This window comes from Rhodoligotrophos sp. CJ14, assembly GCF_038811545.1.
Taxonomy (GTDB): Bacteria; Pseudomonadota; Alphaproteobacteria; order Rhizobiales; family Im1; genus Rhodoligotrophos; species Rhodoligotrophos ferricapiens.
On sequence record NZ_CP133319.1, the window covers coordinates 4,769,034 to 4,785,805 of the forward strand.

General features: G+C 62.3%; 10 protein-coding genes, 1 tRNA gene and 1 pseudogene. 8 read left to right on the forward strand and 4 right to left on the reverse strand.

Annotation, left to right across the window (positions count from 1 at the left end):
* Window positions 1-84: 84 nt before the first annotated feature.
* A complete protein-coding gene (gene cckA / locus RCF49_RS22230; protein WP_342641966.1) occupies window positions 85-2,583 on the forward strand; it encodes a cell cycle histidine kinase CckA in 2,499 nt (832 codons plus the stop codon).
* A 50-nt stretch (window positions 2,584-2,633) separates the two neighbouring features.
* On the opposite strand, the gene RCF49_RS22235 is transcribed toward cckA, so the two are convergent.
* Window positions 2,634-5,135 carry a cation:proton antiporter gene (locus tag RCF49_RS22235; RefSeq protein WP_342641967.1) on the reverse strand — a complete coding sequence of 834 codons (2,502 nt, stop codon included), beginning with the start codon at window positions 5,133-5,135 and terminating at the stop codon, window positions 2,634-2,636.
* Window positions 5,136-5,654: 519 nt separating this feature from the next.
* Here RCF49_RS22235 and RCF49_RS22240 point away from each other — a divergent pair.
* The gene (locus tag RCF49_RS22240) at window positions 5,655-6,380 is read left to right on the forward strand and encodes a winged helix-turn-helix transcriptional regulator (RefSeq protein WP_342641968.1); all 726 of its coding nucleotides are present in this window, start codon (window positions 5,655-5,657) and stop codon (window positions 6,378-6,380) included.
* 102 nt (window positions 6,381-6,482) lie between these two features.
* On the opposite strand, the gene RCF49_RS22245 is transcribed toward RCF49_RS22240, so the two are convergent.
* Together RCF49_RS22245 and RCF49_RS22250 are read right to left on the reverse strand one after the other, a co-directional pair.
* Window positions 6,483-7,259, reverse strand: a complete 777-nt coding sequence (locus RCF49_RS22245; RefSeq protein WP_342641969.1) for an SDR family oxidoreductase — start codon at window positions 7,257-7,259, stop codon at window positions 6,483-6,485.
* 48 nt (window positions 7,260-7,307) lie between these two features.
* A complete protein-coding gene (locus tag RCF49_RS22250; protein WP_342641970.1) occupies window positions 7,308-8,183 on the reverse strand; it encodes an ATP-binding protein in 876 nt (291 codons plus the stop codon).
* A 260-nt stretch (window positions 8,184-8,443) separates the two neighbouring features.
* On the opposite strand from RCF49_RS22250, the gene yajC reads away from it, so the two are divergent.
* From yajC to RCF49_RS22275, 4 genes and pseudogenes are all read left to right on the forward strand, one after another.
* Complete coding sequence (yajC, locus tag RCF49_RS22255) at window positions 8,444-8,785, forward strand: preprotein translocase subunit YajC (RefSeq protein WP_342641971.1); 342 nt, start codon at window positions 8,444-8,446, stop codon at window positions 8,783-8,785.
* A 62-nt stretch (window positions 8,786-8,847) separates the two neighbouring features.
* Window positions 8,848-11,498 (forward strand): annotated as a pseudogene (secD, locus tag RCF49_RS22490) (protein translocase subunit SecD).
* A 33-nt stretch (window positions 11,499-11,531) separates the two neighbouring features.
* Window positions 11,532-11,927: an Mth938-like domain-containing protein gene (locus RCF49_RS22270; protein WP_342641974.1), complete on the forward strand. Its 396-nt coding sequence runs from the start codon at window positions 11,532-11,534 to the stop codon at window positions 11,925-11,927.
* Complete coding sequence (locus RCF49_RS22275) at window positions 11,927-12,784, forward strand: phytoene/squalene synthase family protein (RefSeq protein WP_342641975.1); 858 nt, start codon at window positions 11,927-11,929, stop codon at window positions 12,782-12,784. The genes RCF49_RS22270 and RCF49_RS22275 overlap by 1 nt, the downstream gene beginning before the upstream one ends.
* A gap of 1 nt (window position 12,785) precedes the next feature.
* Here the strand turns inward: RCF49_RS22275 and lipB are convergent, their stop codons facing one another.
* On the reverse strand, window positions 12,786-13,490 hold the full coding sequence (gene lipB, locus RCF49_RS22280; protein WP_342641976.1) for a lipoyl(octanoyl) transferase LipB: 705 nt from the start codon (window positions 13,488-13,490) through the stop codon (window positions 12,786-12,788).
* A gap of 100 nt (window positions 13,491-13,590) precedes the next feature.
* On the opposite strand from lipB, the gene RCF49_RS22285 reads away from it, so the two are divergent.
* Together RCF49_RS22285 and gyrA are read left to right on the forward strand one after the other, a co-directional pair.
* A tRNA-Leu gene (locus tag RCF49_RS22285) sits at window positions 13,591-13,677 on the forward strand.
* Between the two features lie 345 nt (window positions 13,678-14,022).
* The gene (gene gyrA / locus RCF49_RS22290) at window positions 14,023-16,761 is read left to right on the forward strand and encodes a DNA gyrase subunit A (protein ID WP_432807421.1); all 2,739 of its coding nucleotides are present in this window, start codon (window positions 14,023-14,025) and stop codon (window positions 16,759-16,761) included.
* The last annotated feature ends 11 nt before the right edge of the window (window positions 16,762-16,772 follow it).

A 16,772-nucleotide genomic window follows, 5' to 3' on the forward strand; every position in this document is an offset into this window, starting at 1 on the left:
CGCGCTGGCGAGACTTAAATATAGATGAATGATATCGGGGTGAAAGAACGGAACGGAGCTTGGGGGCCGGTGCGAGGTCGCGCATTGGGTTTGGCCGTTGTCACGCTGGTGCTCGCCATCTTCCTGGCGGTATGCGCTGCGGCCGCGATCGGCGCCTTCGGCGCTGTGAATACCGGAGAAATGCCCCCCTGGCTGCAGGCCATAGCTGTCTGCGCAATTATCATTGGCGTCATCGCCATCCTGGGCTGGCTTGCGGGCTTTGTTCACATTGGTCCGATGACGCGGATCGAAAGCTTTTTCGAGGCGGTGCTCGACAGCTTTCCAGATGCCTGTGTCGTGACTGACGACCGCGGCCGCGTCGTCTTCTCGAACCATGCCTATCGCAAGCTGCTCTCGGCGGCGGGAATCAGCCGTCCGGTTGGCGTGGAAGGGCTTTATACCGGTTATCCCGATATTTCCGACCGCATCTACCGCTTGACCCTTGCGGCGCGCGATCGCGAGTCGGCCTTCGAGGAGTTCCGACTGGCGGCAGGCAGCGTCGCCGCCGGCAGCCGCAAGGATAAGCCGGCCTGGATCAGGGTTGCGGTGGAGCAGAGCCCGCCCGCGGCTGGTGTCGTTTATACGGTCTGGCGGATTACGGACATGACCGACGATCGGGCCCGGCAGGAGGCTGCTTTCGAGCACCTGCAATATATCATCGACTATCTCGATCACGCGCCGGCAGGTTTTTTCTCCGCCGATGCGGATGGCAAAATCGAATATATCAACGCCACCCTGGCCGGTTGGCTCGGCATCGATCTCGCCAAGACCACCGACGGGACGCTCAATCTGCGCTCGATCCTGGCCGATGGGGGCATGTCGGTCCTCTCCAGCGTGCTCATGAAGCGCGGTGGCAAGTCGGTCGAGAGTTTCGATCTTGACCTCGTGGCGCAGGATCGCACGCTGATCCCTGTCCGCATCATTCACCGGGTTGATTTCGACGACAGCGGTCGTGCCAAGCCCTCGCGCTCCTTGGTGCTCGATTTGCGGCCTGGCAGCGATGCCGCCCAAGTGGTCGAGTCGGCCGAGATCCGTCTGTCGCGGCTGGTCAATGGCGCCCCGATCGGAATTGCCGAGGTCGACGAGCAGGGGGTCATCCGCAATGTGAATGCGGCCTTTGCGGCACTCGCGCCCAAGGCCGGCATGCGCGGCGCTCGTCTTCTCGATGCGATCGAGCCGGAGAATCGCCAGGCTGTCGAGGCCGCCTTCGCCACCGCCCGCACCGGGCGCGCGCCCGTTGCGCCGCTGGATGTGATGCTGACCGAGACGCCGTCACGGACCGCACAGCTTTTCGTATCCCGCGTGGAGGAGATTTCGAACAACAGCCCGAGCCTCATTCTTTACGCGGTCGACACCACCGAGCATCGCGCGCTGGAGCTGCAATTCGCGCAGAGCCAGAAGATGCAGGCGATCGGCCAGCTCGCCGGCGGCATCGCCCACGACTTCAACAACGTGCTGACCGCGATCATCGGCTTTTCCGATCTGCTTCTCGCCCGGCACCGTCCGACGGATCCGTCCTTCAAGGACATCATGAACATCAAGCAGAATGCCAACCGGGCCGCCAATCTGGTGCGCCAATTGCTGGCATTCTCCCGTCGCCAGACCCTGCGCCCCGAAGTCCTCTCGCTGACCGATGTTCTATCCGACTTGGGCAACCTTCTCGGCAGGCTCCTCGGCGAGAAGATCGAGCTGCGCATGATCCATGGCCGTGATCTCGGCCTGGTCAAGGTAGACGTCAACCAGTTCGAGCAGGTGGTGATGAATCTCGCGGTGAACGCCCGCGACGCCATGCCCGATGGCGGCAGTCTCACCATCCGCACCGCCAACGTCACCATCACCGACACCTCGGTCAACAAGCCCGATGTGATGCCTGCCGGCGATTATGTCCTATGCGAGGTGATCGACACCGGCACGGGCATGAGCCGCGAGGTGCTTGAGAAAATCTACGAGCCGTTCTTCTCCACCAAGGAGGTCGGCAAGGGCACGGGGCTTGGACTGTCGACCGTCTATGGCATTGTCAAGCAGACGGGCGGCTTCATCTTCTGCGACAGCGAGCTCGGCCGCGGTACCACCTTCCGGATCTATCTCCCGCGCTATGCGGCGCGTGTGGAGCAGGCTGAGCCGGCGAGCCCTGCCAAGCCTGAGAAAAAGGAGGCCAAGCGCGCCGATCTCAGCGGCAATGGCACGATCCTGCTGGTGGAGGATGAGGAGGCCGTGCGCGCCTTTGCCTCCCGCGCCCTTGCTCAGCGCGGCTATAAGGTGATCGAGGCCGATAGCGGCGCCTCGGCCCTTGAGCTGGTGGAGCAGGGCCTAGGCAAGATCGATCTGGTTCTCTCGGACGTGGTCATGCCGGAAATGGACGGACCCACGCTGCTGAAGGAGCTGCGCAAGCGCAAGGTGGACAGCAAGGTCATCTTCATCTCGGGCTATGCCGAGGATGCCTTCCGCAAGAACCTGGAGGACATGGCCGATTTCGCCTTCCTGCCGAAGCCTTTCACGCTGAAGCAGCTCGCCGCCGCCGTAAAGGAGGCGATCGAGGGGTGATCGTCTCGATCTCCATTGATCCAAGATGACCCTTTAGACCGATAGATGATCTAGAAGGACGTGTGTGCGATCTCGCGGTTGATCGCCTGGCGCCGCGCTGCGACCGCATCGATCTCGGCCTTGATATCCGGAAATCTCTGCATGAGGTTGGCGAGATCATCCGCCTTGAGAATGAGCAACTGGCAATAACTCAGCGCGGTCACCGTCGCCTGCCGGCGCGAATGGGAGAGAAGCGCGAACTCTCCGAAGAACTCGCCGCGCCCGAGATTGAAGGTCTTGCTTCCCACCGCAACGCGCACTGCACCCGATGAAATGAAATACATCGTGGATCCGCGCTCACCCTCCCTGATGAGCACTTCGCCTGGCATGGCAAAATGCGGGATGAGCAGATCGGCAATCAGGTTTTTCTGCTCGTCCGTAAGGCCCGCAAACAGCGGCACATGCCCGACCAGCTCCCGAGTGTTGAGCCCGAGATCGAGAGAGGGCAGGCTTTCCGAACGGCGCTGCTCCTCTGAAAGGCCCTGTCTGAGCTTGCTGTAAAGCTCAGGCCCGATCAGTCCCTCATCAAGCAGCCTCTCATATTCGAGCGCCTGGGTGCGGACGACCGACTGGCTGAGAATGCGTCTCTCGAGAGAAACCGCATAGGTCGGATATTGAAGCTTCAGCGCATCGAGCGCGCTGGTGGTTGCATCCTTCCTGCTATCGAGGATCTCCGCCAGCAGCTTGGCAACCCGTGGCCCCAGCACAGGTCTGATCCGGCTTTCCGTAAACACCGAAAGCTCGTCGAGAACGATCCGGATGACCATCAGCCGCTCGAAGCGCTGGCTGAGGAGGCTTGCGAGCAGTCGATCAATACCGCACAGGCGGTGAACGAGCTGGGCGAGACGGATCCGCCAGGAAAAGCCCAGCAGATCTCGCGCCGCCCTGTTATAGCCATAGCGCCCGCCGGCGCGTGCCTGATCCATCAGCCGTGCGGCGTGGCGCAAGAGCACGGCGGCCGCCTCGGGTGACACCGCGCGGCTGCGGAACTTGTCTTGAACGAGCTGGCTCTCCCGCCGCGCCAGGGCGATGAGCCCCAGAATGATGCGGTGGCGATCGGCAATCTCATCATTATCGGCAAGCTCCGCCCAGACCTTTTCAGCCTCGATCTTGTCGCGCGCAAACAGCCCGTCGGCCGCTGTCGGGTCGATCCCATAGCTGAGCGCGAGCGCCGCCGTCCGCTCAGTAAGATCCGCCTGAGCATTGGCGAGCACCTGGGCTTGCAGGGCGGCATCGAATGGCGAAAGCCGGTCGAGCTTGAGCAGACGCACCAGCGGGCGCAATGTGGTGCCATAGAACAGCAGAGTGAACAGAACGAAGCCGGTGGCCAGCACCGCGACGAAGCGCTGGATTTCCGGCGGGATGACGTTGTTCTCCGTCACCGCCAAGGCGAGCGCCAGCGTGATCGCGCCGCGTAAGCCACCCCACAGAATGACCAGCTTGAACGAGGTGCTGATCTTCTCGCTGAGCTTGGCGAAGCTCAACAGCGGCAAGACGCCGAACAGCACTGCCGCCCGCGAGAGGAGAGCACCGATGATCACGAGGCCGAGAAGGCCGATATCGCTCCATTCCACCTGAATGAGGAGACGCGGAATCAGCAGGGCGGCAAGCACGAACACCATCGAGCTCGCCCAGAACTCGATCTGCTCCCACACTTCGCGCAAATAGCTCCAATCATCCGGTCGGACCCGGCGCGGCCCCTGCAGGGCAAAGACGAGCCCCGCGACCACCACCGCCACGACGCCCGAAACCTTCAACTGCTCTTCGCCAAGGGTAAAGACCAGATAGGGAAGGGCGACGGAAAGACTGACCTGTGCAAGCCGGAAATCCCGCACCAACGGCAAGAGGCGGCTCATCAGCCAGCCGGCGCAGCCCCCGAACACGATCCCCCCGAGAAAAGCCTGGAGGAAGATGAAGAAGCCCTGAGTGAGGCTTGCATGCGCATTGGTGAGCATGAAGCCGAGAAGCAGGGTGAACAGGGTGATCGCGGCGGCGTCATTGAGCAGGCTTTCGCCCTCGACCAGCCGAACGAGCCGTGATGGAGCGCTCACGTCGCGGAAAATGCCAACCACTGCTACAGGATCCGTGGTCGCGACAATCGAGCCCAGCATGAGGCAGGCGACCAGCGGCAGACCAGCAAATGGCCAGAGCAGAAGGCCGATGGTGAAGGTCGCGGCGATCACCGCCAGCACGGCGAGGCTGAAGATAGGGGCCGCATCTTCCGCAAGCTGGCGCAGATCCATGGTCAGCGCCGTCTGGAAAAGGAGGACGGGCAGGAAGATCGACAAGAACACGTGACTGTCGATCGGGAGATCGGCAAGGTGGCTCGCAATCTCGCCCAGCCCGCCGCCGAACCGCTCATCCACCAGGATCTGGGAGGCAACGCCAGTGAGGATCCCGACAATGGCAAGCAGTACCGATGCCGAGAGCTTGGCCCGCGCCGCCAGGGGCTGCGCTAGGCTCACCACCACGAGAAGCGCGGCAAAATTGGCAATCAAGAAATACAGATGCATTACACCGGTCCGCTTACGCCACGCAGGATAACGTGGATGGCTAGCGGCAATGCATCCTAATGGCTACTGCGCTGTCCTGTCACTGATGATGCCTATGCGTCCTTAATCATGGGGCGGATCGAGGGCGCACCGGCCGATCAGTGCCGAGGAGGTGGCGAGACGATGATCTCGCTCACGCCGTCATGCTTCCAGGCACGCTGAGTCCGGCCTCGGCGCCTGCTCCGCAACCTCAACTCGGGACCCCATGCAGCCTCCGCCATGCCCGCTTGGGTCCGCTGCTACACTCGGCCATCAAAAAGTCCCCTGACGAGCCGGCATTTGGGCCGGCGGGGGCCGAACCGGGCGATGGCCTGGGCAAATCGAACGGTGCCTAACCCAGCGCGTTCGGGAAGCGAACCGATGCTTGCCATGTGAATTCCTCTGCTAGGCGTGGGGAGGATGCCATGGCATTTCTGTCCGCACGCATAAAGTACATTTTTTTGGCATTCCATTTAAACGCGTGTATGTCATAACGAGGGCATGAAGACCTATGGACAGTTTTGCCCGGTGGCCAAGACAGCCGAGATTTTCGCTGAGCGTTGGACGCCTCTGATAATCCGAGAGCTGTGTTTCGGGCCTCGCCGCTTCAATGAGCTGCGCGCGGGCCTTCCGCAGATCTCGCGCACTCTTCTCTCGCAGCGCCTCAGGGAGCTCGAAGCTGCAGCTGTAATAAGAAGTACGCCGAAGGCGTCCGGGCTTGGACGCATTTATGAACTGACCAGCGCTGGTGAGGCATTCAGGCCTATCATCGAGCTGATGGGGGCTTGGAGCCAGCGCTGGGGCCAGGCTCGGATCGGTCCAGATGATCTTGATCCAGGGCTGTTGATGTGGAGTATGCGCCGGCAGATACGGCCCGAGATGATGCCGGCCCATCAATTCGTCATGCAGTTCGAATTCGTGGGCGTACCGAAGCGGGCAGGGTGCTCGCGGTATTGGTGGCTGGTGCTCAACCGCCCCGAGGTCGACGTTTGCCAGAAGAACCCGGGCTATGATGTCAACGTGGTGATCTACGCAGATCTCCGGTTGTTTACCCAGCTCTGGATCGGTGAACTCGGCCTGGACATGCTCCGAGCAGACAACAGCCTCATCATGCATGGCAGCGAGGAGGCGCAACGCATCGCCACGAAGGTTTTGGATCTGAAAGCGCAGCCTTCTGCCAAGAGCTTCCAGTATCAGGACGTGCAGATACAGGCCGAGGCGAGTTGAAGCCGATTTGGGAACAGGCTGGGTGCGCCCTATTTGCAGCAAGACTCAACGCAGCATGACCAGATCCAGGCAGCAACTTGCCTCCGGACCGCCTGTCGCTTCTTAGAACGTGGCGTTCACGACACCGCCATCGATGAGGAAGTTCTGGCCCACGATATAGCCCGCATGCACGCTGCACAGGAACGCGCAGAGCTGTCCGAACTCGTCCGCTGTGCCGAAGCGCCCCGCCGGAATGGCCTTGGTACGCGCGGCACGGACCTCCTCCTCTGAGCGCCCCTCTGCCTCGTAACGCTTGAACGTGACCTTGAGGCGATCCGTATCGAAGGCACCCGGGAGAATAGAATTGATGGTGACGTTACGGTGTGCGACCGTTCGTGCAACGCCCGCAAGAAAGCCCGTGAGGCCGGCGCGCGCGCCGCTCGAGAGGTCGAGCCCCGCAATCGGTGCCTTCACTGACGAGGAGGTGATATTGACGATCCGGCCGAAGCCGCGCGCCATCATGGGATCGATCACCTTCTGGATGAGCTCGATCGGCGTCACCATGTTCTGAACGACGCCCGCGAGCATGGCGTCACGGTCGACGGCGCGGAAGTCTCTGAGCGGCGGGCCGCCATTATTGTTCACCAGGATGTCGGGATCGGGGCATGCCGCAAGTAGGGCATCCTGTCCCTCCGCCGTGCTGACATCTGCTGCGACCGCCGTCACGGAGACACCCGTCCTTTCGCGGATGTCTCGCGCCGTGTCCTCGAGCTTGGCGCGATCGCGGCCGTTGATCACGAGATCCACGCCCGCTTCCGCCAGCGCCATTGCGCAGCCGCGGCCAAGCCCGCGGCTCGAGGCACATACGATGGCCCGTCGTCCCCTGATGCCGAGATCCATGATTGTCACTCCCTTGCGCTGAGATCTTCGCCCCAAATCGCTTGGCCGTCAGGCAACCGTGAGGGGAACCCCGAGCCGGCCCGCGAGATCCTGAATGAACTGCCAGGCGACGCGCCCCGAGCGCGACCCGCGGGTCGCCGACCATTCGATCGCCTCGGCCTTGAGTTGCTCAGGGCTGATCCTGAGATTGAGGTGATTGGCGTAACCCGTGACCATCTCGAGAAATTCCGACTGCGAGCAGTTATGGAATCCGAGCCACAATCCAAAGCGGTCGGACAACGAGACCTTCTCCTGGACGGCCTCCGAGGGATTGATCGCCGTTGAGCGCTCATTCTCCATCATATCCCGCGGCAGGAGATGGCGGCGATTGGAGGTCGCATAGAACAGCATATTGTCGGGCCGTCCCTCGATGCCCCCGTCCAGTGCCGCCTTGAGCGATTTGTACGTGGTATCATCCCCATCGAAGGAAAGGTCGTCGCAGAATACGATGAACCGGTAGTCCACATGCCGCCGGATGAGTCCCATGAGCGCCGGCAGGCTTTCAATGTCCTCCCGGTGGATCTCGATGAGTTTGAGCCTGCCGCCGACCTCTTCATTGACCGCCGCATGCACCGCTTTCACCAGCGAGCTCTTGCCCATGCCCCGTGCGCCCCAGAGCAGGGCGTTGTTGGCCGGCAATCCCCGACCGAAGCGGGTGGTATTCTCAAGCAGGGTATCGCGCATGCGGTCGATCCCCTTGAGAAGCTGCATCTCTACCCGGTTGACCCGCGCCACCGGCTCGAGGCCACGGTCCGGGTGCCAGATGAACGCCTGGGCAGAATCGAGATTCGGCTCGACCGCGGCGCGCGGCGACAGGCGCTCGAGTGCTGCGGCGATCCGCTCCAGCGCATTGAGCAATTGGCCATCGGTGAGATGCGTTGTCATGGGTCGTCCTCGAAATCACTTTGAGCGCCTGTTTAGCCCATGAATTGCCGGGAGAAAATCGCCTAACCCCGCCGCATGGCAGCCATGTGCCGGGTGGAGATCCCTGTCCAATGGGTGTTGCCGGACCGCCGGTCACGTTGGCGCAATCAGCAATGCTTGTATTGCAAACCTGCCATTGCCGGTTATATTCCGGCCCAAATCAAAGGCAGGCCGGGAGCTTTGTGCTCGCGTGCCATTTCACGATGGGAGCGGGGACGAGGATGTGGATTACACCGGCCTATGCGCAGAGCACTGGAGCGGCGTCGAGCGACTTCCTGGTCTCTATGCTGCCGCTGATTGCGATTTTCGTGATCTTCTATTTCCTGTTGATCCGCCCGCAGCAGCGGCGGGCCAAGCAGCACCAGGAGATGATCGCGAATATTCGCCGTGGCGATACGATCGTCACCTCCGGTGGCCTTGTGGGCAAAGTATCGAAGGTGATTGACGAGCGCGAGCTGCAGGTGGAACTGGCTGACAATGTCAGGGTGCGGGTCGTAAAAAGCATGGTGGCCGAGGTTCGCACCAAGGGCGAGCCGGTGAAGGACGAAGCCGCCGCCAGCTGAAGCGGCTGTGATGCGCGGAATGCTGCTTCGGCGGCTGTGCTTTATGGGTGAAAGACCGAAGAATGTATTTCGCCAGATGGAAGGTCATTGCCACCGTTGTCGTGGTGCTCATTGGGGTGCTGCTCGCGCTGCCCAATGTTCTTCCCGAGCGCGTTAGGGCGGAGCTGCCCTCCTGGCTGCCGACAAAGACCGTCAATCTCGGCCTTGATCTTCAGGGCGGCTCGCAGGTCCTGCTCGAGGTGGATCGCAATGACCTTGTGAACCACCTCACCGGCCAGATGATTGGCGATATTCGCCAGGTACTGCGGGACGCGCGCGTAGGCTATACCGGGCTTGGTCGCTCGGGCACCCAGGTTTCGGTGCGCATTCGCAACCCCGAGGATGTTGAGAAGGCGCTCGAGCGGATCAGGCAGCTCGCCCAGCCCATTTCCTCCGGCCTGTTCATGGATGGCTCGCAAAGCATCGCATCCGCCGATGTGACCCGTGATGGCGACCGGATCATCATCAGTTTCACTGAAGCGGGTCTGCAGACGCGAATCTCCCGCGCCGTTCAGCAGTCGATCGAGATTGTGCGCCGCCGCGTCGATGCTCTGGGCACCACGGAACCCTCCATCACCCGACAAGGGGCCGATCGCATCGAAGTTCAGGTACCGGGGCTGCAGGATCCTGCCCGTTTGAAGGAACTGCTCGCAACCACCGCCCAGCTGCAATTCCGGCTGCTTTGCGATGAGCAGCCTCAATCGGCCCAACCGGCCAGCGCGCCACCGGGATGTGACCTGCTCTATTCCCAGGATGAGCCCCGGATTCCCTATTTCGTCCAGACCTCGAGCCGCGCAACCGTCGAAGGCGAGGATCTGACCGATGCCCAGCCGGGCTTCGACCAGCGCACAGGCGAGCCGATCGTCTCGTTCCGCTTCAACCAGCGCGGCGCTCAGCGATTTGGTGATCTCACCCAGCGCAATGTCGGCAAGCCCTTCGCCATCGTGCTCGATAACGAGGTGATCAGCGCCCCCGTGATCAACGAGCCGATCCTTGGCGGCACCGGTCAGATCAGCGGCCGCTTCACCGTCGAGGGGGCCAATGACCTCGCGATCGTCCTGCGCTCAGGCGCACTGCCGGCACGGCTGCAGATCGTGCAGGAGAGCAGTGTCGGTCCAAGCCTCGGTGCGGATTCCATCCGGGCCGGAACCATGGCGTCGGTGATCGCAGTCGTCGCCGTCTTTGCTTTTATGATTGTGGGCTACGGGCTGTTTGGCATCTTCGCCAATCTCGCCCTCCTGGTGAACCTTATTCTGTTGTTTGCCGCCCTCTCGGTCTTGCAGGCAACGCTGACACTCCCCGGGATCGCTGGCATCGTGCTCACCATCGGCATGGCGGTTGATGCCAATGTGCTGATTTATGAGCGCATCCGTGAAGAGCAGCGCAATGGCCGCCCGGTGATCTCCTCGCTGGAGGCGGGCTTCGACCGTGCCTTGGCGACGATTATCGACTCGAACGTCACGGGCCTCATAGCCGCCGTCGTCCTCTTCGGCATGGGCTCGGGTCCCGTTCGCGGGTTTGCAGTCACGATGACCCTCGGCATCGCCATCTCGATGTTCACGGCCTTCACGCTGACGCGGCTCATGGTGGTCTGGTGGTTCCGCAGCGCGCGGCCCCGGACGATTCCGCTCTAAGAATAATCGAGGCACCGTTAATGCGGCCGATCCGCTTCATACCCGACGACACGAACTACAGCTTCATGCGGTTTGCCCGGTTTGGCTATGCGCTATCGGGCCTGCTGATGATCGCCTCGATCGTTCTGTTCATGACCGTCGGCCTCAATTACGGCATCGACTTCAAGGGCGGCACGGTCATCGAGATCGAGACACCGAAGGAGGCCGACCTAGCTCAGCTGCGCAACACCCTTGGAGGCCTCAACCTCGGCGAGGTCGAGGTTCAGGGTCTGGGCGCGCCCAACCAGGTCGTCATCAGGATTGGCCAGCAGGAGGGCGAGCAGGCCCAGCAGGACAGCCTCACTAAGATCCGCAATGCGCTGGGTCCGGACGTAACCTATTTGCGCACGGAGGTCGTAGGCCCCAAGGTCTCCGGCGAACTCGCCCAGCTTGGTACCATGGCGGTGCTGATCTCGATGGTTGGAATCCTGATCTATATCTGGTTCCGCTTCGAGTGGCAGTTCGCCATCGGCGCGATCCTCTCGCTGGTCCATGACGTCGTGCTGACCATCGGCCTCTTCTGCCTGCTCGGGATCCAGTTCAACCTGACCATCATCGCAGCTGTGCTCACCATCGTGGGCTATTCGCTCAACGACACGGTCGTGGTATTCGACCGCATCCGCGAATATCTGCGCAAATATAAGACCATGCGGCTGATTGATCTCATCGATCTGTCGTTGAACAGCACGCTGTCGCGCACCATCTTGACCTCCGTGACGACCTTCCTCGCGATGTTGTCGCTGTATGTCTTCGGCGGCGAGGTGTTGCGTGGCTTCACCTTCGCCATGCTGTGGGGCGTCATCGTCGGCACCTACTCCTCGATCTTTGTCGCAGCACCCATCCTGCTGCTGGTGGGCGTCAAGCGCGACTGGAGTTCGGTTGCCGAGAAGGCATCGGTGAATGTGCGCGCTGGCAGCACAAATGCCGCCGCCAAGCAGCGCGCCGGTGCCCCTGCCAGCGGGGCCCGCAATGCGTCCCCCTCTGGCGCATCCCAATCGTAACGACGGATCCGGCGCAATCTCGCCGGTCGAGCGATGCAGAACGCTGACGACGCACATTATCCCGGCCGGGCGCCGGTGGATGCTTATGGCAATGGCGGGTTCCGCTTTGCGGAAATGTCACATCGCGGGTCGATTCTGCTCTTGCCGAGCGGGATTTATGGCTGGCCGGTAAGCTCGATCGACGAGCTTAGCCCGGCGGTTTTTGCCCGTGTCTTTGCGGAGGCGGACGCGATCGAGTTCCTGCTTTTGGGCTGCGGCAACGAAATGCGCAGGCCCGCTGTTTCTGTGCGCGAGGCTTTTCGTGAAAGGAAGATCGGCCTTGAGCTCATGACCACTGGAGCGGCCGCCCGCACCTATAATGTGCTTCTCGCAGAGGACCGTGCCGTGGCCGCCGCCCTGATCGCGGTGGATGATCCCACACAACGCTGATGCAACAGCCCCTTGAGGATGGCGAGCGATACTGTTTCGACCTCGTGCGCGGGGGGGACAAGGATCGCTTCCTGGCGGCACTCTTCGTGCCTGATGAAAAGCGCCGCCTCATTCTGGCGCTCTATGCCTTTAATATCGAGATTGCGCGCATCCGCGAGGCCGTCCGCGAGCCAATGCTTGGCGACATCAGGCTGCAATGGTGGGCAGATGCGGTGGCGGCCGCCTATCAGGGACAGGCGCCGGAGCATCCCGTGCTGCTTGAGCTTGGACCCGCGATCGCAGATCGCACCATCCCCGAACAGGCCCTCGCCAATCTGATCGAGGCACGGCGCTTCGACATCTATGATGATCCGATGCCCACGCTGAATGATCTCGAGGGCTATCTCGGCGAGACCTCCTCGGCCCTCATCCAGATGGCCGCCCTCATTCTCGCAGGCCGCCAGGCGGAGGCCTGTTCCGATGCGGCGGGCCTTGCCGGCGTTGCATTCGGCTTGTCCGGCCTCTTGCGGTCGCTGCCGCTCCATCGCTCGCGGGGTCAGTGCTTCATTCCTGAAGATGTGCTGGCAGTTCACGGACTAACCCCGGCCCATATCCTCTCAGGCCGGTGGGATGATCCTGTGCAACGGACCATCGGCGATCTGGTGCAGCATGCCCGCAAGCGCCTGAAAGAGGCACGAGCCCTCCTGGGCACCATACCATCTGCTGCCTTCCCGGCTTTCCTGCCGGTCTCGCTCACGGATCTGGCTCTCGATGCAGCAGCCCGTTCCGGGAGCAATCCTCTGAAACAGCCCATCGAGATCTCACAGCTGCGCCGGCAGTGGACACTCTGGCGCGCGGCCCGCCGTGGGCGGTTCTAGATCAGGCGCCAACAGTCGGCCCGAAATGCCGCTCGAAGCATCTGCGCAGCGCGTCATCGACCTCGTCCATGCTGGCCTCTCGTCCGAGATCGGCAAGGCTCGTTACCCCGTGCTCGCGCACCCCGCAGGGCACGATCCCTGAAAAATGATCGAGTTCCGGCGAGACATTGAGCGCGATACCGTGGAACGAGACCCAGCGCCGCACGCGGATGCCAATGGCTGCGATCTTATCTTCCGCTGTGGCCGAGCGCTCCGGGCGGCGCACCCAGACCCCGACCCGATCGTCACGCGTTTCCCCGGTAATGCCAAACTGCGCAAGCGTGTCGATGAGCCAGGCCTCGAGTCCATGCACGAACAGGCGGAGGTCCTGGCCGCGCCGGCCGAGATTGAGCATCACATAAGCAACCCGCTGGCCGGGTCCGTGATAGGTATATTGCCCGCCGCGGCCGGTCCGGTAGACCGGAAAGCGCTCGGGGGTGAGCAGGTCTGCCGCAACGGCGCTGGTGCCCGCCGTATAGAGGGGAGGGTGTTCGACAAGCCAGATCTGTTCGGGCGATTCTCCCGCAGCGATCGCTGCGGCCTGCTCTTCCATTCTGGCAACCGCGGCTTCGTAATCCACAAGTCCTTGCGCAGTGCTCCAAACGACCGCCGGGCTGCGGCAATAAAGGCTTTTTGATGCGGGATTGGTGGGGATCGGCTGAAGCATATTGCCTCTATTAGACGGATTATCGCCGATGGCCAACGGAAACACTTGCGTTGCGGCGAACGGATTGTTAGATGAGCGCCACCCTTTGGGGCCTCAATACGCGGTCGTGGCGGAATTGGTAGACGCACTAGCTTGAGGGGCTAGCGGGTTAACCCCCGTGGGAGTTCGAGTCTCCCCGACCGCACCAAGCTTTCAGCAACAGCAGAGAGTGGTGGTGCAGACTTGCAGGAAGCCGCATTGGTGCAGCTTGCGCGACATTCTGCCCTATGGAGTGAGCCCTGCTGGTCAACCCGCATCTTAAGGCGGAACAAACCGCGGGCTCGATTGCGTCTGCGCCCTAGGGTTGCTACATAAGGAGCAGCCGACTCGCCGGGTTGTTCCCCGCGCTTGTCGGGGTGCGCCGCCTCGGCGTGCCTTTGCGCTAGCATAGTCAAATCACAAAAGGCGTTAGAGTTTGGCCGATAGCGATCGTGGACAATCCGAGTCTGATCCGTCCCCCTTCGACGTAAATCCGGTTTCCATCGTCGAGGAGATGAAGCGCTCCTATCTCGATTACGCCATGAGCGTGATCGTGAGCCGTGCGCTGCCCGATGTGCGCGACGGGTTGAAGCCGGTGCATCGCCGGATCCTGTTCTCGATGCAGGAGAATGGCTACGACTGGAACAAGCCCTATCGCAAAGCGGCACGCGTCGTCGGCGACGTGATCGGTAAGTACCATCCCCATGGCGACCAGTCCATTTACGATGCGCTGGTGCGTATGGCGCAGGATTTCTCCATGCGCCTGCCATTGCTGGATGGACAGGGCAATTTCGGCTCGCTGGACGGCGACCCGCCGGCGGCCATGCGCTACACCGAGGTCAGGCTCGCCAAGCCCGCCCATTACCTGCTGGATGACCTCGACAAGGACACGGTCGACTTCCAGCCCAATTACGACAACTCGGAGCATGAACCGCGGGTTCTGCCGGCCAAGTTCCCGAACCTTTTGGTGAACGGGGCAGGGGGCATCGCCGTCGGCATGGCCACCAACATCCCGCCCCATAATCTGGGTGAGGTTGTGGACGCCTGCATCGCCTTCATGGCGAACCCTGCGATTTCGGCGGAGGAGCTGGCCGAGATCATGCCCGGGCCGGATTTCCCGACCGGGGGGCTCATCCTTGGCCGCGCCGGCATTCGCTCGGCTTATGCGACGGGGCGTGGCTCCATCGTCATGCGGGCCCGGGTGGAGGTTGAGACGGTGCGCAAGGAGCGAGAGGCGCTCGTTGTGACCGAGATCCCCTACCAGGTCAACAAGGCGACCATGGTCGAGAAGATCGCCGAGCTCGTGCGTGACAAGCGCATCGAGGGGATTGCCGATATCCGGGACGAATCCTCCCGCCAGGGGCTTCGCGTCGTCATCGAGCTGCGCCGCGAAGCCGTCGCGGATGTGGTACTCAATCAGCTCTACCGCTTCTCGCCCCTGCAGACGAGCTTCGGCTGCAACATGGTGGCCCTGTCCGGCGGCCGCCCGGAGCTCTTGACCCTTCGGGACATGCTGCAGGCTTTCGTTGCCTTCCGCGAGGAAGTGGTCACGAGGCGCACCAAGTTTCTCCTGAACAAGGCGCGGGAACGGGCGCACATTCTCGTTGGCCTTGCCATTGCGGTTGCCAATATCGACGAGGTGATCCGCGTCATCCGCGAAAGCCCTGATCCGGCCGCGGCTCGCGCCGAACTCATGGGGCGGGAGTGGTCGGCCAAGGATATGGAGCCTCTGGTCCGGCTCATTGCCGATCCGCGCCATGTGGTGAGCGAGGCTGGCACCATCCGCCTGTCCGAGGAGCAGGCCCGGGCCATCCTCGATCTGCGCCTACAGCGTCTGACTGCCCTCGGCCGCGATGAAATCGGCGACGAGTTGAAGGAACTGGGCGAGAAGATCACGGATTATCTCGATATCCTGCGCTCCCGTGCCCGTGTCCAGCAGATCGTGCGCGAGGAGCTGGAAGCCGCAAAGGCCGAATTCGCCACCCCCCGGCGTACGGAGATCACCGAGGAAGGCTTCGAGGTCGAGGACGAGGACCTGATCGCGCGGGAGGACATGGTGATCACCGTCTCCCATGCCGGCTATATCAAGCGCGTGCCGCTCTCGACCTACCGGGCGCAGCGCCGCGGAGGCAAGGGTCGCTTTGGCGTGTCCATGAAGGACGAGGACTTCGTGTCCCAGCTCTTCGTGGCCAATACTCACACGCCCGTGCTGTTCTTCTCGTCCACCGGCATGGTCTACCGCATGAAGGTCTGGCGCCTGCCCATCGGCACGCCCCAGTCCCGCGGCAAGGCGCTGGTGAACCTGCTGCCGCTGAAGCAGGGCGAGCGGATCTCGACTATTCTGTTCATGCCCGATGATGAGGAAAACAGCGATCGCTTGAACCTCGTCTTCGCCACCCGCTTCGGCACGGTGCGCCGGAATGCTCTCGCCGACTTCGTGAACATCAACCGCGCCGGCAAGATCGCCATGAAGCTGGAGGAGGAGGGAGATGCCATCGTGGGTGTGGTGATCGCCACGCCAGAGGATGACATCCTGCTCACCACGGCCAATGGCCGCTGCATCCGCTTCCCCGTGGATGATGTGCGTGTCTTTGCGGGCCGCACCTCCACCGGCGTGCGTGGCATCAAGCTCGGTAGCGATGCCGAGCTTGGGGCGGATACGGTGATCGGCATTTCCGTGCTGCGCCACAGCGATGCCACCCCGGCTGAGGCGCGGGCCTATCTCAGGTTGCGCCGAGCGATGCGGGGCGAGGAGAGCGAGCAGCCTGGCGAGGCCGCCATCGACGCGAATGGTGATGCCGATACTGGCGAGAACGGCGAGGAAGAGGCCGCGGGCGATGAGGTCTCGCTCAGCCCCGAGCGTTATGCGGCCCTATCCGCTGTGGAGCAGACCGTGCTGACCGTTTCGGAGAATGGCTACGGCAAGCGCACCTCGTTCTACGAATATCGAGTGACGGGCCGCGGCGGTAAAGGCATCATCGCCATGGCGGTGAACAAGCGCAATGGTCACCTGGTGGCATCCTTCCCAGTGGAGGATAACGACCAGATCATGTTGGTGACCGGCGCCGGCAAGCTCATCCGCTGCCCGGTCAATGACATTCGTATCGCCGGACGCGCAACGCAAGGCGTCACCATCTTCAATACCGCCGAGAACGAGCGGGTGGTCTCCGTGGCCCATCTCGCCGAGGAAGAAGGACAGCCCGAGGTCGACGAGCCACTGGACGGCGAGGCGGACGAGACCGGCGAGGAATAAGCGGCCGACAG